This window comes from Mesorhizobium sp. M7A.F.Ca.US.006.04.2.1, assembly GCF_004022915.1.
Taxonomy (GTDB): domain Bacteria; phylum Pseudomonadota; class Alphaproteobacteria; order Rhizobiales; family Rhizobiaceae; genus Mesorhizobium; species Mesorhizobium ciceri.
Map to the genome: position 1 here is coordinate 1 of NZ_RZQA01000006.1, position 18,408 is coordinate 18,408.

The 18,408-nt window shown below is 58.0% G+C and carries 16 protein-coding genes; 6 read left to right on the top strand and 10 right to left on the bottom strand.

The window, feature by feature from the left end:
• The 5 genes from EN925_RS00840 to EN925_RS00860 form a co-directional block, all read right to left on the bottom strand.
• A partial coding sequence (locus EN925_RS00840; protein WP_164894099.1) for a Swt1 family HEPN domain-containing protein occupies nt 1-1,586 on the bottom strand: 1,586 nt, incomplete at its 3' end.
• Nucleotides 1,587-1,595: 9 nt separating this feature from the next.
• Nucleotides 1,596-4,511, bottom strand: coding sequence for a DUF1156 domain-containing protein (locus EN925_RS00845; RefSeq protein WP_127367956.1), 2,916 nt, complete (start codon nt 4,509-4,511; stop codon nt 1,596-1,598).
• A complete protein-coding gene (locus EN925_RS00850; protein ID WP_127367957.1) occupies nt 4,508-5,329 on the bottom strand; it encodes a hypothetical protein in 822 nt (273 codons plus the stop codon). Before EN925_RS00850 ends, EN925_RS00845 begins: the two co-directional genes overlap by 4 nt.
• Before the next feature lie 17 nt (nt 5,330-5,346).
• Nucleotides 5,347-8,853: a helicase-related protein gene (locus EN925_RS00855; protein WP_127367958.1), complete on the bottom strand. Its 3,507-nt coding sequence runs from the start codon at nt 8,851-8,853 to the stop codon at nt 5,347-5,349.
• 252 nt (nt 8,854-9,105) lie between these two features.
• A complete protein-coding gene (locus EN925_RS00860; RefSeq protein ID WP_127367959.1) occupies nt 9,106-9,681 on the bottom strand; it encodes a hypothetical protein in 576 nt (191 codons plus the stop codon).
• A gap of 745 nt (nt 9,682-10,426) precedes the next feature.
• Here EN925_RS00860 and EN925_RS00865 point away from each other — a divergent pair.
• On the top strand, nt 10,427-11,095 hold the full coding sequence (locus tag EN925_RS00865; protein WP_206632781.1) for an HNH endonuclease signature motif containing protein: 669 nt from the start codon (nt 10,427-10,429) through the stop codon (nt 11,093-11,095).
• A gap of 42 nt (nt 11,096-11,137) precedes the next feature.
• On the opposite strand, the gene EN925_RS00870 is transcribed toward EN925_RS00865, so the two are convergent.
• Nucleotides 11,138-11,377 carry a helix-turn-helix transcriptional regulator gene (locus EN925_RS00870; protein WP_245460872.1) on the bottom strand — a complete coding sequence of 80 codons (240 nt, stop codon included), beginning with the start codon at nt 11,375-11,377 and terminating at the stop codon, nt 11,138-11,140.
• Nucleotides 11,378-11,517: 140 nt separating this feature from the next.
• Here EN925_RS00870 and EN925_RS00875 point away from each other — a divergent pair, with 140 nt between their 5' ends.
• Entirely contained in the window at nt 11,518-12,021 is a 504-nt protein-coding gene (locus tag EN925_RS00875) for a hypothetical protein (RefSeq protein ID WP_127367961.1), read from the top strand.
• A gap of 721 nt (nt 12,022-12,742) precedes the next feature.
• Complete coding sequence (locus tag EN925_RS00880; protein WP_127367962.1) at nt 12,743-13,945, top strand: ATP-binding protein; 1,203 nt, start codon at nt 12,743-12,745, stop codon at nt 13,943-13,945.
• A 138-nt stretch (nt 13,946-14,083) separates the two neighbouring features.
• On the opposite strand, the gene EN925_RS00885 is transcribed toward EN925_RS00880, so the two are convergent.
• The 4 genes from EN925_RS00885 to EN925_RS00900 form a co-directional block, all read right to left on the bottom strand.
• Nucleotides 14,084-14,527: a hypothetical protein gene (locus EN925_RS00885; RefSeq protein ID WP_127367963.1), complete on the bottom strand. Its 444-nt coding sequence runs from the start codon at nt 14,525-14,527 to the stop codon at nt 14,084-14,086.
• A gap of 11 nt (nt 14,528-14,538) precedes the next feature.
• Nucleotides 14,539-15,039, bottom strand: a complete 501-nt coding sequence (locus EN925_RS00890) for a hypothetical protein (RefSeq protein ID WP_127367964.1) — start codon at nt 15,037-15,039, stop codon at nt 14,539-14,541.
• Nucleotides 15,040-15,299: 260 nt separating this feature from the next.
• The gene (locus EN925_RS00895) at nt 15,300-15,875 is read right to left on the bottom strand and encodes an ImmA/IrrE family metallo-endopeptidase (RefSeq protein WP_127367965.1); all 576 of its coding nucleotides are present in this window, start codon (nt 15,873-15,875) and stop codon (nt 15,300-15,302) included.
• 1 nt (nt 15,876) lies between these two features.
• On the bottom strand, nt 15,877-16,221 hold the full coding sequence (locus EN925_RS00900) for a helix-turn-helix domain-containing protein (protein WP_127367966.1): 345 nt from the start codon (nt 16,219-16,221) through the stop codon (nt 15,877-15,879).
• Nucleotides 16,222-16,343: 122 nt separating this feature from the next.
• Between EN925_RS00900 and EN925_RS00905 the strand changes: the two genes are divergently transcribed.
• From EN925_RS00905 to EN925_RS00915, 3 genes are read left to right on the top strand one after another with little or no spacing between them, the layout of a single operon-like run.
• Nucleotides 16,344-16,628 carry a multiubiquitin domain-containing protein gene (locus EN925_RS00905; protein WP_127367967.1) on the top strand — a complete coding sequence of 95 codons (285 nt, stop codon included), beginning with the start codon at nt 16,344-16,346 and terminating at the stop codon, nt 16,626-16,628.
• A complete protein-coding gene (locus EN925_RS00910) occupies nt 16,603-17,784 on the top strand; it encodes a ThiF family adenylyltransferase (RefSeq protein ID WP_127367968.1) in 1,182 nt (393 codons plus the stop codon). Before EN925_RS00905 ends, EN925_RS00910 begins: the two co-directional genes overlap by 26 nt.
• The gene (locus tag EN925_RS00915; protein WP_127367969.1) at nt 17,771-18,205 is read left to right on the top strand and encodes a DUF6527 family protein; all 435 of its coding nucleotides are present in this window, start codon (nt 17,771-17,773) and stop codon (nt 18,203-18,205) included. Before EN925_RS00910 ends, EN925_RS00915 begins: the two co-directional genes overlap by 14 nt.
• Nucleotides 18,206-18,408: the final 203 nt, after the last annotated feature.

The following is an 18,408-nucleotide window of genomic DNA, read 5'->3' on the forward strand; positions in this document are numbered from 1 at the left end:
TCCTTCGACAGCCGATCGCACAGCTCCGGATGGCTCGGATAGGACAGGCGGAGCAGTTCCAGATAGCGTGCTTCCCTGGCCTCAGGCGGGAACTCGGCCGGGTTCTTTTTGTAGAGATCGTGAAAAGCCCTGACTGTTTCGTCCCGCGCCATCTCGCCTTCGGCATCAAGGGGCTGGAACAGACGTCGCCGGATGATTTCGTAAGTTTCATCGCCAGAAGCTGGTAGCCATGCTGATTGCACACGGCCGAAAATTTTCTCGAGACGAAGCAGCGCGGCCTCGCCGCGCGGTCCGCCGGCCTCGGCTTTGCTCTCGACCAGCGAGCCGACGATCAGGATGCCCGGGACCATCTTTGCCGCTTCGGTGAGCGACTGGATGAAGGAGAGAAAAGCTTCGAACCGGTCGTCGTCGAGCTGGCGGGCGAACATGGTCAGCTCATCGAGCAAGATAACGCTTGGCCCAGCAAGTTTGAAGACTTCAACCATGATACGAGAGCCAGGGCTCGTGCGAGCTGCTTCAGCTTCTGCGACAAGCGCAAGTCCCGGTTCGCCTGCAAGGCGCCATGCGATATATCCCCAAGCCGTATGAACCCGAGGTCCCTCGTTCAGTTTAAGGCTAACGTCCGGGCCATCGGCCGAACCGACGAACACAGCCATCTTGGGCTTCGGCAGCGAATTCACACCCGCACGATCAAGTATATCGCTTAAACCCGGCAGCCCGCGCGGATCGCCTCCGTCGCGCAGATGCTTCACGAGGTGGAAGATCGCGAGCATCGTGTGCGTCTTGCCGCCGCCGAAAGCGGTCTGCAGGCCAATCACCGGATCGCCACCATTGGCGCCAAGTCTTTGTGTCGCGGTGGTTAGTACGCGTTTCAAGCCTTCGGTCAGGAAAGTAATTCCGTAGAAAGAGTTCGGTGTCGCATAGCCTTCGCCGGCATAGCCAGCATCCACCGCAAAAAGATCGGCAGCGAACTCGGCCTCCTTAAAGCGGTTCGCAATCACGTCCGGGTGTGGCAAGGCGACATCGATCCACGGCTTCAGCGCTTTGGCTACACCACTTTCGGAATTGAAGCTCATCTGCTGAGCCGATCCCGGCTCTACTGTAAGCTTAGGCTCTGTCGGGGTTGCCGGGTCTATCCTGCCCGCCTCAATGCCTGTAGAGCGCTGGGCCCCATAGACGGCCTTAAGTGTCTCGATTGTCTTTTCCGGTGCCTTCAGGAGCATCGCTAGTTCGACAATCGCCCAGAGAAACGACAACGCTTCCGGGTCGCTCAGTGGCACATTCAGATGCGCTGTTGCATTGCGGGCTTCAAAGACCGTCGAGACAAGCCTGCGTGCCTTGTTAACATGCTTCCGATCGAACCGCGCGCCAAATACCTCGTTCCAATTGTCGAGGATAGTTTTGCACAGTCCGTACACGTCCAGCGTGTCGTTCTGACCTTGTCCCGAAGAGCGGCTTGCATAATGCAGCCAGCGCTGCCCGTGCTTCGCCTCCATGTTCGCTTCGACGAAGCCGTCGAGCACTGACTTTAGCGTGAAGTCGAGTGTATCGCGGACCCGTTTGGTACCTTCGATCTCGTGCGACATGATCGCTCCTTAAAGCAACGTACCCTGTGCGGGCTTTCGTGAGCCATCCGTCGCATCTTTGGTAGCCAAATCTTCGAGCCTCGGCCATTCCTGGGCCAGTTCGTTGTAGACAAGCGCCTCGGCCGCCCAACCCTTCTGCGTGGCGATTTCGAACAGACGATAGGCGAGCGCCCGGGCTTCCGCAGCCTTTGGCCCCATTTCAGCGACGAGCCGACCCGCAGCAGCGCCCCCACCGTCCTCAGCGTTGAGGACGCGCGCAGTGTGCTGGACGCATTCCCAGACGGTGAGGGATTTGTCTTTGGCTGGTGTCCAGGCTTTTGGCAGTTCGTCGCGAGGCGTCAGCGCGGTCTTGCCCTTTAGGTCCTTGAATACTCCCGAATCGAAGAGTGCGTTCGTGCCAATATTTTTGGCGTTGGCGAGGGTGATCAGTTCGCCAGACGGACGGGCATCGAAGCCATAGGTTGCAAACCAAGCGAGAGCGACCTGCGTTTCCGCATCGAAAGCTGCATCGAGCTCTTGATCAATCTCTTCCCAGACTCGATTGATAAGCGCGAGTGCAGTCTTAACAGGCATGGCGCTGTCGTCGTCTTCCAGCACTTTGGCATAGCGCGAAAAAACACCCATTCCCGGGCCAATTACAGATTGCTGCATATCGACCGGGCCAACGCCTGCCTTGCGGATATCATCTATCGCATCCGGTAGCTCGCGGCGGAGCAAGCGGATGAATTCCGCCCTTGTGATTGTGTCGGCGCTAACGCGACGCTTGCGGCAAATAAGCACAATCGAGGATGCGAGGACGTTCAATTTGCCTTTCAAATTTCCTGTAAGTTCTGTTCTGATCGGCCATGTTCCATCAATCAGCAGCCCAGCATTGATGACGCCCTGAAGGAAGGAGGCCCATCCTGCCGAGCTTACACCTTCGGATGATGATTCAGATTGCTTGAACGCATAGTAGATGGCGAGGGGCTCGCTCTCGGTAGCGGCTTCACGCATTGCGCCTAGAGCTAGTCCCATGCCCTGCATGAAAAACTCTTCGGCACTTGCTCGGTTGGCATGCCTAAACGACGTCGCAACAAGCTCTTCTTCTTTCGGCGTCGTGAGTCGGCGAAAAAGGTCCGGCCAGATATTCTTTAAAGCGGGTCGAAGCCAAACGTAAAAGAAATCAGCGAGCGTAGCGTACCCAATATTGTCGTAATATGGGGGGTCTGTAGAAATTACCACAGGCCGTACTGGAAAGCTGTTCTTGGGAGCGTCGATTTGACTTACGAAGCCTGTTGCAGTTCCGATTGGCCAATTGGCGATTGATTTTACAGGGTACTCGACTTGATCCAGGAAATTGCCGGTTGATTGGCTGAAGAAATTAGTTTCAGCGAAATCCCAAGTCATTGCGAACGCCTGTCGCCCAAAAACCTGCTGGATTTTCTGGCTGGTATTGTCCCAAAAATTCAATGTGCAGCCCCTATTTACCTGTCGGCTAACGCTGAATGCTAGATAGGTGGCCACGGCGTCGGCATATGCACTTGCGCCTCGCCCGTTACTCCTGAGTGGTATCAAATCATCGCTAATCTCTGCCGACAAGGTGTCGGCTAAGACCGCCTCGCGGGCGCCTTCAACTAGTCCAGTCAGTGTTCTCAGTGAGATCAACTGTCGGTCCGTAAAAAGGTGTCCCCAAGTGCGCAAGCCATACGCGGAGCATACGCCTCCCGTTAGTTGGGCACGGGTTGGCGTAGCCGCAGACAGCTGATCCTCTCGAGCATCTTTTATATCGGGGTCATCAGACATCGACCTAGCAAGGGACTCGTCTTCTTCGAGCGGCGACAAGTAAACTCTGCGTCGATTGCCCTCGGCAACGATTGCAAGCAGGCGAACCCCAAGGCGATCGGCCTTGCCCTCGACTTGCACATAGGTCCTATCAATGACCGAGCCTGTCAGAACACACGTAAAGGCCTGGCCTTGGCCAGCCTTCGTTCCCTTCTTAAGCCTCTCTTGATCAGGCTTAGAAAGTGTCCCCGTCATGACTTTGAACCGGTAACCATCCTTAGCCGTTGGATCGATCTCGGGCTCAATCCACGCCTTTTTTCCCTCCTTAGTTGAGAGCATGAATGATGAGACTAGAGGAACCATCGCACCTTTCGCCGCCGGATCGGGAGAGCGGACGGTCCGAGCCCAAAGCCAAGCGATCACCGTCGCCTCTGAGCCATCTGGCAGTTTCGCCTTCGGATAGAGATGCCCAACCCGTTTCTCGGCTTCGTCGCGCATCCATTGGCCGTAGTAGCGCACATCCTCGGCGAGGCCCTCCGCACCTTTGCCGTTCCATTTGCCGCCGCGCGCGATCGCGACGCGCGATTTCGGATTCACCGGAGGCCTGCCGGCGAACTTCGGCGGGATTTCCACCAATGCCTTGCCAATCAGGACTGCGACTGGATTTAAATCCGATCCATAGGCACGCAGGCCGAGGCGCTGGGCTTCGAGCGGGATCGACCCGCCGCCCGAGAAGGGATCATACACCGGTGGCGCTTTGTTTTGCAGGTAGTCGAAGATGGCCTTGGCGTCGCCCTGGGCAGGCGGTTCTTCGCCAAGGCCCCAGGCCACTGAGCGCGCGATTTCCCAGCGGGCTGCGTTTAGGATCGTCTCGTTGTTCGAGGCTTCCCACGGCACCATAGCCTCGATGATACGGTGCAACCTCCGGCGCTCGACATCCTGGGCTTCCTCAGTCGGGAATCGATCAGGCCAGCTGGAAGGATCGTCCACTAGCTGCGCGAACAAAACTGCCCGGCACGCTGCCAAAGGGCGTCTGGCCCACCATAGATGCAGCGTCGAAGGGTGTCCGTGTCGGATCGATTTCTCTCGCGCGGAGGCAACGTTGATCGCTTCTAGGGGGATCGAAACCTCGATGAGTTTCTTACGCACAGCTTTCTCGTTCAAAACACTACCCTGACCGCCACTTCCCGAAGTGTCGTTCGAAATCTGTCGCGAACCTCCGGCGGCACCTGATCTAAAAGCATCTGGTTAATCGACTGATGGTCCGCATCGCTTCGTGTAGCATCAAGCTCAAAGACCCACGTAGACCAATCCTCGGCTCGGCGAGCCGCTATGACTCCGATGCCGTGCTTACCTGCGACAGCGAGGACAGCTTCAAGGTCGCCTTTCTGATCGTCATCCAACTCGTCGGGAACATTCACAATCAGAAGATAGGCGTAGTGCGCCTTCGATTTGTGAGACACAGCCTCATACACCGCAAGGACATCCAATGCCTCGAAGCGCTTGATCTCAATAGTTCGAACATCGCCCTCTGATCGGGAGGAAAATAGCCAATCCGACACGGTGCAGATAACGAGGTCGGGCCTGCTCCACCGCCCACCTGTCTGGCGGCGTCCTTGACCAGCAGTCACTGCTCCAAAGACATGCGTAAATCCGGGCTGCTCCGTCCAGTGGGCTAGGATTTGGTCGAGAGCGGGCTGATAGTAGTCATTCTCCAGACGGCGTTCTTGGGCCGCCGGTTCCTCTGGTTGAACCGGCGCGTCTATATCCACAGCCTCCGGCTCGGCAGGTTGTTCGACTAGATAGATTCCGCCATTTCGTCCTCGCCTTCGCTCAATACGGCGCTGATCAACGAGGTTTTGTTCTGCCTCCGAATATTCCTGCGTGGGCTCATCGTCTGGCAGCGCCAAACCCTGCCAAAGTTGAAATCTTGTGAGATGCCCCCCAGCCGCCCGCAAGAGATTGGCTATCTGCTCTTCCATATAAGCTCCTCGCAGCCCTAACTAGGCTTTGTTCCAATCGATATCAGGTCCGCGATGTCGAACACCACCGCCGTTTCGGCAAAACCCAATTCTCTTGTGAAGAATCGGCGAACATAGATGGGCTCATGCACGAAGCCAGAATCGAACTGAACAATCGCAAGAATGAAAGCCTCAGCGACGTTGAGCGACGCCAGGATTTCGTTCTTGGTCAAAATGACGTCACGCCCTTCGGCGTGACGGCCCTTCACCTCGATAAAGCGCAGATGGCCCGCCTGGAGATCGCGGCTTTCAATATCCCAGCCCTTCTTTTCGGCAGATACGTCCCGTGGTTCATGGCCCAGGGCGCGTTCAGCCGCGAACACGGCCTGCATGGCCTTGCGCTCGGATTCAGCCCGCAGGATCGGGTCTTCGGCGAATCCGGTCGACTTGCTGGCCGTGGCTAACGCGACCTTGGCTTTCAGCAGCCCGCCAGGGATCACCAGCGCCGCACCTTTCAGGACCGGCGGCAAAGCGGAAATCTGCCGCTCGCGATCCAACTCCGATTGGCGCCGATGCAGCCGCTCTACCAGGCGTGCGGCCGTCGCCTCTGCGTTTTGAGCGTTGATGCGCTGTTCCTTGCCTGCCCGCTCCTCTTCTCGCAGCCGCGCGGCGCGAGCATCCCAATAGTTGATCTCGCGATTAAGGCGGGCGCGCACCTCGCGCTCGACCTTGTCGATTTCGGCGATCCGGCGCGTCCTTACCTCGTTGAGATGATCGGGAACCAGGGACCGAACGGTATAGCCGAGTGCCTGCGCCTCGACATTATCCGATAGCCAGGGCGCGACGATGGCGTCAGCGACGGATACACTCTCTTCGGGCGTAATCGGGCGATAATCCAGATAGGGCGCGGGTCCGCCGTCGGTCGCCGATCCGTCTTCCTTCAGGAACAGGAACTGAAGCCGCTGCGAAATGGCGCGGGGTTCACCCGACCGGCCGGCCCGTCCATCGCGGATTGCATGTTCGAGATAGACGAGGAGCTTTGGCTCGACGCTTTCGTCTGCATCGTCCACCAGCACGCCGCCCTGGTTGAGGAGTGGTTGGAAACGTTCGAGGATAACGTCGACCAGCGATTCGAGCAGCGGATGACCTGGCGCCACGAGTTCGGCCTGCGGTTGTCCGATGATCAGGGATTTTTCAAAGGTGATGCGCGCGTAACGATCAAGCACCGGATCGGAACGCCCGATCAGCCGGTCGCGTTCCTTCAGGATCGACGGTACACGCAGGATTTCGAATCGGCCTTTTTCGCGTTCGGCAATCCGCCCGCCGAGCATCGTGAAGGCTTCTCGGAAGAACGAGCCGATGAAATGCGGTTGCAGGCGACGGGCTGCCGCGCGCTCCATCTGTTCGCGAATATCGGCGACCGAACTCGGGTTCATGCCTTCGGAGGTTAGTTTGCGTTCGGCGACCAGCTTCTCGATAGCTTCGACATCAACCGCACCATCTACCTTTCGGAAAAGCTCGGCCTTCTTTTCCGGCCGATCACCGTAGCGAATTGCCTCGACGAGGAGATCCCGTAGCGCGTGGCCTTCGAACAGCTCGCCGAGCACGTCATAGACCTTGCCGCCTAGCGCGGCACGGGCCTCTTCAAGCTTCTCAAGCAGGCGGCGATAGACTTCGCCTTCACGCGTGTTTGCTGCGCAGAGATTCCACAGGTGGCAAACTTCAGTCTGGCCTATGCGATGGATGCGGCCGAAACGCTGTTCGAGGCGGTTCGGGTTCCACGGCAGGTCGTAGTTGACCATCAGATGCGCGCCACGCTGAAGGTTCACGCCCTCACCTGCAGCGTCGTTCGCGATCATCACGCGCACACGCGGATCGGAATTAAAGGCGGCAATGGCGCCGCGCCGAGCTTCGCGCGCGATGCCGCCGTGAATGACGACCACAGCCGAAGGATCGCCCATAAGTGCTGCAATCTTCTGTTGCAGATATTCGAGTGTGTCCTTCGGCTCAGTGAAGATCAGCACCTTGCGACGCAGGCCAGTTGCGGCGTCCAGCATCAGCGGCTCGTCGAGAATGGATTCAAGCTCGCGCCATTTGGCATCCTGGCCGGAAAGCTTCAGCCTCAGCGCACGGTCTTCGAGATCTTTCAGAATAAGGATTTCGGCTTCAAGCTCAGCAAGGGTGGCGGCCGCTGTTGCTCGATCGACGATCTGTTCCTCGGCGGCTTCCGCTTCCGCGCCCGGCACCTCATCAATGTCGTCAGGGTCATAGCTGGGCAGAACCGGCGCGTGGGTTAGTGGGGCCGAGTCGGTCTGACGCATAAGTCTTTCTTCATGCAATCGGTCTTGCAGGCGCTTCCGGCGTCGTTCCAGCGAGCGGTGGATCGCGGCCGGCGAAGAGGCAAGGCGGCGCTGAAGGATTTGCAACGCGAAGCCCACATTCGACCGGCGCTTATCGTCGCCTGTCCGATCCGCGCGGTTCATCTCTTCGCGCACGTAGGTCGTGACCGCCTGATAGAGTTTGGCCTCGACAGGGGACAAGGCGAAGCTAGCGGTATAGGCCCGGCGCTCAGGGAAAAGCGGCGTACCGTCGAAGCGATAGAGTTCTTCTTTGGTCAACCGCCTCATCATGTCGGATACGTCGGCTTTGTGAACGCCTTCGCGGAACCGGCCCTCGAACCGGTCTGCGTCGAGCAATCCCATGAAAAGTTGAAAGTCAGCTTCCTTGCCATTGTGCGGAGTCGCGGACATCAGAAGGAAGTTCCGGGTTCGCGTCCCGAGCAGCTTGCCAAGCTTGTGACGCTGAGTTTCCTTAACTTCGCCGCCGAAATACGACGCGGCCATGCGATGGGCTTCGTCGCAGATGATCAGATCCCAATCCCCAGCCGCTCCGAGCTTAGCCTTCAGCTCTTCCGATCGAGCCGCCATATCCAGGCGAACGATGAGGCGATTCTTTTCAGCGAACGGGTTTCCCGTGACGGAGGCTTCGATTTGATCACGCGTTAGGAGATCGAAATGCAGGCCGAATTTTTCGGCCATTTCCTCCTGCCATTGTTCGACAAGGCTTCCAGGCGCGACGATCAGGCAACGTTCAAGGTCGCCTCGAATCAAGAGCTCCTTGATCAGGAGCCCGGCCATAATTGTCTTGCCGGCGCCTGGATCGTCTGCAAGCAGAAAGCGAAGCGGCTGTCGCGGCAGCATTTCGCCGTAGACGGCCGTGATCTGGTGCGGAAGCGCCTCGATCTGTGAAGCACTGACCGCCAGGTAGGGATCGAAAAGGTGGGCAAGCCGAATGCGATATGCTTCGGACGCCAAGCGCAGAAGGGCGCCATCCGCATCAAAGGCGTAAGTACGGCCAGCCATTACGAATTCAAAGCCGGTTTCTTCGCCGCGGTAGACAAGCCGCTCTGCGACTTTGCCATTGACCCGGAAAACCAGATTCACCGCGTCAGGTCCGAATTTGGAAACCGAAACGACCTCCGCGATACCTGCGGCATCGAGGCCTTTGATACGCGCACCAGGCTTGATTCCTTCGAACGTGCTCATGCAACCTCGATGAGAGAACAACGGAGCACGGATCGGGGCAGAGAAAGCCCGCCAGGCGACAGCGACAAAATCAATTGCCAACAGAACGCAATACGAATTTGGAACGCTCCGCCTTGCTTGTCGTAGCGAAGGTTGCTCATAGGCTGCCACCCGTACCACAGCATGACGCAAAATCCATACATCGAGAAATTGCTAGAGCTCTCGCTGTGGCTGTGCGCCAAACTGTGAGCAAGTTCTGTAGGCATGCGATCATCAGAGACCCAGGATCTCGTAGCGATTTGGATGGTTCTTCTTTTCGGCCGATGATCGATCACGATCGACTTGTATAAAGCCGTGTTCGATCAGTACAGAGATCGCACGGCGGATTTTTGCTTCCGGGATTCCTGTGTAAATCCAAATCCTCTCGTACCCGATCATAGCGGCATTGGTCTTTCCGTCCCGAAAGGCGCAGAAGAGCAGGTAGAGCTTCAGTGCGTTCATGTCCGACTCGCGCCGACATGAGAGCTCATGAAGCGCCGACAGCCGATCCGACGGAGCCTGCCTGTAAAGCGTCTTGTTGGGAATCTTACCGTACCGATCCGTTTCTCCATACCCGGTAAGAAAGTAGCGATTCTTCCCACCCCGGCCTTCCCGCTTTACAATAACGATGCCAGCACTCGTCAGTAGCTTAACCGCCGACGAAATCATAGCGCGCGACAAGTCTGTTAGGTCTATCAGTTCGTCATATGACATACATGCAGATCCCTGGGTTTGCGCTGCCTGTGCGGTAGATTTGTTCTCGGCGCGGACAACGATTGCCAGGAGCACCTTCAGCGCTGCGGTGGACACACCCAGGAGGTGTCCCGTCCTGAAAAGCCTGAGACCCGTATCATGAATCCAGGCCGTGGGAAGGCGCGACCACCGGCTCTGAGCTACGGCCTCCATCTCAGCTCGGAATTTTTGTGAGGGCGATGCCGACGACAATGAGTGCCGCCAAGGCAATAATGACGACCGCGGGCAGTGGTTCGATCTTCGCAAGGGCGAATAGTGATTTCCAGAACATGTTTGGTCTCCGTGCGATCAAGGGCTGCTAATGGCAAAAATTTATACGACCAGACCAAGAGTATCTAGATACCGTTTTGGATGAGCATGGCAGTCAAGGCGCAGTAGTTTGTTGTAAATCAACAACTTGGATAAAAATCAGAGAAGTTCATGGGGAAAACTTTTAGTTCACGGTGGGCTGCTATGAGGTGAGGATTTGCGGGCAGCCCACGGTCCAATTCGATCAGATTGGAGATGCCTTTCGCATTGGAACCGGGAGCGCGCGCGGTCGTACCGGCGCTGGGCCGGTCGCTGGGGAGCGCAGTGCGGCAACGCTCTTTCAGCGACTTAGCTCCCGTCCCGGCCAGAAGAAAGGCTTGCGTCCCACGGGTGGGAAAACGGTGTCCTCCCCCGCCTTGGCTGAGTACGTCGACGGCTTGCATGCCGCGGGAATCCCGCGATAGCGTATACTGGCATCCGAAAGCGATGGGAGGGCTGCCGACCGGTGACTGACCTAATTTTCGAACGGAACCACGCTTTGGACGCGATCCGCTTGGCCAAAGCCAACGGACGGGAATGGCTTTATGAGAGCTATCCCAAACCCAACGGGCAGACGCGCAGATCCAGCACGGGATTCCTGATGCACGAGGGCGCGGCTTACCCTGTGAAGCCGCTTGGGCGCCTGGCGAACGAGATCGCCGGGAGCCCTATGACAAACAACCCGATTACCAACGTATTCCGACGATACTTCGAGAACTTGGAGTTCCAGCTGATAGACAGCCCGGAGGACGAGGCGGAGAGCACGGCCGAGCGCCAGCGCCGTCTGGCCGAGGTTTGGGAGCGCCCGGGTCAAGCCAAGTTTCGCCGCGCGGTCTTCGACCTGTTCGGTGCGCGCTGTCTCGTGACCGGGTGCGAGACACTGATGGCCTTGGAGGCTGCCCACGTTCTGCCCGTGTCCTGCGGCGGCTGCGACGAAGGATGGAACGGCATCCCGTTGCGCGCCGACCTGCACCGGCTATTCGACGCCGGCGTCATCATGCTGGAGCCCAGCACTTGGAAGCTGGTCGTCATGGAACCCGTACGTAAGGAATACGGCCGGTATCACGGCCTAGACCTTGGGCCGCTCTTCGCCAAGATTCATGATGCATCTAAGCTGGCGGCGGCGCTGCGGAAACGGCTTAATCTAACTACCGAAATGCAAGCCGATCAGACGTCCACGTAGCCGGCCGTCCGGAACCCAATCGGGGTACTAATTGACGCGCGCTCAGCGACTTTCAGATTCCGCTACCCGTATGATCTCAAGAGGGTCAGCACCGATCGCCCTCGCAACGGTGACGAACTCGGCCACGTCCAGGCGCCGCTCTCCCAGCTCGAACTTCGAGACAAATGTCTGCCGCTGCCCGAGGCGCCTACCCAGTTCGACCTGGGTGATGCCAGCATCCTTGCGCACTTCAACGAGAAGCACGATCATCTTGCGGTAGAGATCGGAACGAAGTGAGGACAAGGGCAGCGCCAGTGCTGAGACTGGCTGTTCAATAAAACCCTAAATCGGTGTACCCCAAATTAGGGTATTGTGACAGAGTTGTCTGGGGGCGAGCTCGTCGGCATCAGCTATCGACCGCTCGGCCTGGGAGGGTCATATCAATGCGATTCGCCTATTTGGCGGCACTTGGATGCTGCCTCATCTCGTTTATATCAATATCAGCCGAAGCAAACGACACTATCGGCAGTTTCAGGTTCATAGAAAAGAAGGACGGCGTCACCGACGAAGACCGGAGTCTTATCGTCACTTACAGTCCTGGCGAAGATACCAGGCTGAGTTGGCGCTGCAGAGGTCCGGACTTAGAGGCTTTGACCGACATCGGGCAATATATGGTTGGCGATAACTATGACGTCAGCGTGCGGTATCGGGTCGATAAATCACTGCCTTCGCCCCTCCAGAGCTGGGCGCTTTCTTCGGAGAACGACGCTGCCTTCGTTCCTGATTCAGAAGTGCCAGAATTTACCCGACAGGCCATATCCGGAAAGACCATTGTGATTGGCGTCACAGATTTATTTGACGGTGCTGAGGTCCAGCACGAATTTGACCTTTCTGGGCTGGGAGCAGCGATTAAGATGCTGCCTTGTTTCAGAGGCTTTGCCCAGTAGGGCTTTAAGAGGCTCGCCCCATCCCTTTCAGGTTCTTAGCCGGGCAAAAGGGCTCGAATTGAAAACGAAAGCCAGGCGAGGTGGCTCAAGAGTAGTGCCCGAAAACGGCTTCTATCGTTCCGAGCGCTGTCTTTGTTTGGTCCATCGACGGCGGCCTTGCCGCAGTGAATCCTATTTGACCCGGCAAGTTCGTAGTCTTTGAGACAACGAGATACGTGATGTCCGGCCGACCTGCTGACGTTTCTTCGCGAGATATTTCGTCCAGGATTGGCTTCCATGGGCCCTGGGCTGGGATACCTAGTGCCGAGCCCAACTCGCTGTAGAAGATCGTCCGACGTTGCTTGGCGCGGTCGCGGAGCACCCCAACAATCGCATCCTTGTGCGCACGATACGGTACCATCGTTCCCTCCACCTGCTCACGTTCCCACACTTGCACAACGTGCCTACAGGTTCAAACTGATCCAGCGCAGCCGCTCGGGGCAGTTGATAGGCTGGCATACTCCTGTAAGGGTTAGGGTGCCGGGACGCAAAGCCTGTTGATGCGGGCGTCTTGCCGGCGCTGGTCCGGTGTTCGGGGAGCGTCGGGGGAGCAGCAGCGCTTTTTCAGCGGCCGTGGCCCTCCGGTCAAAGAGCCTGGGAGGGTCAGCGCGAACTCGTGCCAGACAGATCTTGCCTCTAACGTGCGCGCATTGAGCCGATTCGGCGATCGGCCGATACCGGCATGATCGCGCCAAAGCACATGGTGGTGGCGGCCACTTATCTGTGCGACGAAAGTGTCGCCGACGGGAGCTACGCTTCAAGGATCCACGAGATGTTGCCGGAAAAACTGTCCGATCTGATTGCCTATGACGCCGGAACGCTGAGAGTGACCAGCCGCGAAAGTAAACGGCTCGAATTTAAGCAGGCGTTCGTTCGTGCCAACCTTCCAGCCTATGAGCGCACGATCGCTGCGTTCGCCAACACCCAGGGCGGCTTTCTCGTCTTTGGCGTCGACAACAATCCCCGCGTCATAGTCGGCACGCCGCCGGCGGACATCGCCGACGAGGCAGACATCTCCACGCTGCTGCGCCAAGACTTCGCGCCAGAACTGCCGTTCGAGAGCAAGGTTTATGAGGTGGACGGCAAAACCGTGTTCGCTATGGCCGTCGAGCCGGCGCTTGACCGGCCGGTGATCTGCACCAAGACACGCAATCGGAGCTTCACGGATCCAACCGGCAAGAAGGTAACCGAGCCAGTAATCATCGAGGCCACTATCTACTACCGCTATACGGCTCGTACCTCGGCCATCGGCTACCCGGAACTCAAGGCATTACTCGATGCGCGCGAAGAGCGGCGCATGACGATGCTGCTGGAGACCATCGAAGCCGTCGAGCGAGTCGGCGTGGAACGCGCTGGAGTTGTAGACATCACCACGTTCGGCGATGCCAACAAGTCTACCAACCTGTACGTGTCGCACGAGACTGCGCGCTCCATGAACTTCATTGAGGAGGGACGCTTTACTGAGAAGGAGGAAGAAGGATCGCCAGCTTACATGGTGGTCGGAAAGGTGTCGCTAGGCGAAGTTGTCCGGGCGCCCCTTGCCGAAGCTGACAAGAACCTTCCCTCAGAAGCAGCAGCGGCGTTGGCAGACGTCGTGCACCAGGTGTGCGGCAACGAAGTTGCACTGAACCAGAGCGGGGTCTTGCCGCTGCTAAAGGCGTTCAACCTGATGGAACTGCCATACCATGAGTACGACGCGAAGGTGAAACGTCGCTACATCACTCAAGAGGGAATAGCCGCGCTGCAGGACGCTATCCGCGCAGAGCCACTTAGAGCATTGCAGAGCTTCGCCTCCAAGAAAACGATCGAGGGTTATCTGGCCACGCAAGCGGCAGCCGTCCTGCCCGAATTACAAGCGGCACCAGCCGTTAACGCCGCTCCATGACGCTTCGTTGTCGCATCCTCGATGGCCAGACAGATCTGTCATTTCCAGGCGCGCGCGGCCGAGAATCCGTAAAGATCATGATGAAGAACAAGTGCTCGGACTCGTCGCCATGGCGCTTTGCAATCCATCGCGTGTCAACTACCTAACCCGTGGCCTCCATGTCGCGGCAGTCTTCGCCACGGAACCCGGCGGCATGTCGTTGCGATCGACGAGTTCATAGCCGAGATGGCGCATCACTTGACCAACTATGGAGCCGGCGTCGACGGTCCCAAGGTCATGCGGGTGATAGAGAGGTCCAAGGTCAGCGACGATCAACGGTTCGACGCCTGCCAAGGCCGGTAGACCTGCCTCTGTTGCTTCCAACATGAGTCTCTTGCCCTGACTGGACCATGCGATCTCTTCCATACGGAGGTGAACCGGGTCAGAGAAGGTGATGCCGCCGGAACGAAGCGGCAGGCCGGACGCGTTGATCAGGTCTATAATTTCTTGACCGCCTTGTTCGAGGCGCTTCCTGGCATTTTCGTAGAGCGTTGCCCGCCGTTCCGGCGACATTGCCTTCAGCTTGTCCATCGTCATCTGCATGACCTTCTCCCTTACTGACCGCTGTGACGCAACAGAGTGTAGCTTTGGATTGGTTCGCCGCGCACCTGTGCGCGCACCGGCTGATTGTTCGCGTCGACCTTGGGCTCGGCGCCGATCGCGTTCTTGATGTACCAGCCGAGATACATATTCAGCGGCGTCTTGCCCGGTAGTTTGACCGCGTAAGCATCGCCGCCGATCGCGCGCTCGTACTGAGCTTTCAGCTCGGGCTTTTCCATGGCGGCCTGGAACACAGTCAGCACGAAGTGCTCGTCGAAGCGGCCCGTGGCAAAAAGCACCTTTGAGAGCTCAACGAACTTGTCGATGGTCTTGTACTGGGCCTTCAGCATCGTGCTGGTGGCCTTGTCCATCCACTCGGTGTCGATCGCGAGCTTATGGATGGCGCGCTGGATCAGAGCGCTGGCCTCGATGCCCTGGGCGCGAGCCTCTTCGCGAATGGCAGCCATCGCCTCCTTGTTTACGTTCACCGTGAACTTTTCGGTTTCCATAGTCATCGTCGCCTCCCTTATGTTGTCTGTTGCGCAATCATTCAACGTATAGGAGGGATACATTGCACATTGCTCTCTGTCAATGCATGACAGGCATACATTGGATAACTTTTCCAGTGTACGATCCCTCGGCGGTTGAACCCGGCTGAGTCCCCGCCCCGGTCAAAAAAGCTGGCTCGCCGTTCCTTGCAGGGGTCCCTCCCGCGGCAATCGCGACGCGATGGAGGTCAGTCCGCCGACCCGACAGGCGGCGAGGTCACGCCAGCCTAAGAAATGGCGCCGGCGCGATTGCGGCTGCCCGCACCGACCCGGCGCGCATGGATGGTGTGGGCGCCGCTGACGCGCAATCGATAGTCGAGCATTGGTTGGCTGACGCCGTACAGCTGCTTGGCAACCGATACCAGCCCTTGGCTGACGATATTGAGCGCTGCCTCATTTGAGATGAGTAGACAGCCGCCAAGGAAGTTGGCTTCCGCCTCGATTCCACCATCGCGGGAGCGTTCGCCCTTTGCTGTCAGCGGCGGCGTGCATTTATGTCCGAGGAAGCAATGCGCCAGTTCGTGGCAGATGTTGCTGCGCTGTCGGTGCGGATGGTGCGAATCGTTGTGGACGATCGCAGTGGTCGCACCGCGCGGCACGGTCACGGCAGAAAATGCGGACTGATCCCTGCCGAGAAATGCTTTGGCGTCGCAGTCGAGTTCGCTGAGCTTCAGCAAGACAATGTCGAACTCGGCGCAGATCGCGATGGGATCGATTCGATCGATCGGCCCAAGCCCCATCTTATCGCGCACTTTAAGCGCGATGCGGTTTGCCTCAGCCTTGAAGCCATGCCGAAATGCCAAGTTAGCTCTCCTTCAACCTGTTGTAGGTGCTGAGAACAATCTCCTCCATCAGCTTGGCGTTTGTCGGCGTGAGGTTGGGGTCGGCGCGTAAAAGCGCGGTGATTTTGGCTAGTGCCGGTGCCTCGCCTGCTGTCGTTCCAGGAATAAACGATTCGGCCTTGAGCTTCGACCATTTCAGAAGGGCAGCCAGCCCGTTTACATCGGGTTTTGCGCCCTGGCCCATCCGAGATAGTGTGGAGGCGGCAACTCCAGTCGCCTCCGCGACATCTTTCCAAGTCATTTGCTTGATCAGGCGAGTCGCGTTCAGTGCTGCGAAGAATGATTCCGTATCAAAGTTGTCTGTCACGTCGTCTCCGTTGCAAAAAAGGAATCGATTGCGATCTTGCAATTATCCCGAATCTCCATACTGGTATCAAATCGATTGCGATTTCGCAATTGATTGCTCGAACCCGCATCAAGGAGAAAGCCATGGACGTCGCCGACGCCGCACAAAATGCCCCGCACGGGAAAGAGAAGACGGTCACGATCATCGTGAACGGACGTGCGAAAACTTTGCCCAAGAAGGAGGAGATCTCCTTCGACGAGGTGGTTGACATCGCCTTTCCCGGCCATCCTACCGGCGATGGTATCCAGTACACGGTCCAGTACACCCGCGGACAAGGAAACAAGCCGGCGGGCACGTTAGTCGAAGGCCAGTCGGTGAAAACCAAGGACGGGATGGAGTTCGATGTCACGTCGACCAATCGCTCTTAGTCGTGATTTGCTCCGTCTGCAAAATGAGGGCTATGACATCGACATTCGGGACGGTTTCCTGCTTGTCAGGAACGTCCCCTTTGTCACTTCCACATGCAGCATAGAACGCGCGACACTGATCTCGCCGCTGTCGCTGTTAGGGGATGTCACCGCGAAGCCCCGCAAGCATGTCTGCTACTGGACTGGAGCACACCCGTGCCATGCAGACGGCGCCAAAATCAGGTCGATCGAAAATGGAGCCGGGCCGCAGGACCTGGCCCCTGGCCTGCATGCGGCCTTTACCTTCTCCGCCAAGGCCGACTACCGCGACTACCACCACAAGATGACGACATACATAGGGCGCATCGCCGGCGAGGCAGCAAAGCTCGATCCGACCGCCACAGCCCGGATTTTTTCAGCTATCGCAGCCGAGGCCGAGGAGTCAGTGTTCCAGTATGTCGACACGGCAACGAGCCGCGCCGGCATTGGCGCGATTAACTCGAAGGTTGCCGGACAAAAGATCGGCTTTGCGGGCCTCGGCGGCACAGGCAGCTATATTCTTGATCTCGTCGCAAAGAGCTCGGTCGCCGAAATCCATCTCTTCGATGGAGACGTGTTTTCCCAGCACAACGCATTCCGCGCACCAGGAGCTGCCAGTCTGGACGAACTGAAGGATGGCATGCTGAAAGTCGACCGGTTTGCTGGTATTTATTCGCGCTTGCACCGCGGAATCAAACCGCACGCATTTTTTCTCGATGAGACGAACGTCGGGGCGCTGGCCGGCCTCGATTTTGTTTTCGTCTGCATGGATGTCGGTCACGCCAAACGCGCAGTCATTGACTATCTGGTGGCCAATGGCATCTCGTTCGTCGACGCCGGCATGGGCGTGACAGTCGACGATGGGCGCCTTGGGGGCATTGTACGTGTCACTGTCAGCACGCCCGAAACACGCGGCCTTGCCGCACCGCATATTTCCTATGCCGACGACGCCGGCGGCGCCAATGAATATACCAGCAACATCCAGGTCGCCGAGCTAAACGCGCTGAACGCCGCCTTGGCGGTCATGCAATGGAAGAAGCTGGCGACGATTTATCGGGATAGCCGGCAGTCGGTCTACCTCGGATACTCCATCGCAAGCGGCGAAATCATCACCGAGGGACTTGATGGCGCCGGTTGATCGTCTTCAGCCAAGGTTCGTCGAATACATCCCCGACGATGTCGAGGCGGGCGTACTGTACGTCTCGCGACGTTTTTCCACGGCCACCCATCTTTGCTGTTGCGGCTGCGGTCTTGAAGTGGTGACGCCGCTGAACCCCGCCAAATGGGGCGTAGTCGAACGAAATGGCAGGGTCTCGCTGACCCCTTCCGTTGGCAACTGGAGTTTTCCTTGCCGGTCGCATTACATCGTTTCGGACAACCGTGTTCTATGGGCAAGGTCGATGTCACCTGAGGCCATTGCCGCTGTGCAAAGGCGGGATGTCGAAGATGCTGTGCGCCTTGCACCACCGAGGCCCAGTTGGGTTCGTCGACTGCTGGCCGGCGCTCTGGTTGCCTGGACGTCGACGATTGCTGCAATCCAGCGGCCGTGGCGCAAATAGCTTCGGCTTCTGGCGCTCGCTTCTGAAAGATCTGCCATCGACGCGCGCATGGGCGAGGCGCTTTTTGCATTCGCGTCGGACCCTCATAGTCCGCAGACCTAACGCTGGCGGCCCATCCCGGTCTAGATACGGTCCGCCGCTGTCATGACAATCGCGCGGAAGAGTGGTCCGCCATGTAGCCAGGAAGAAGGCCGGTCTGGAAC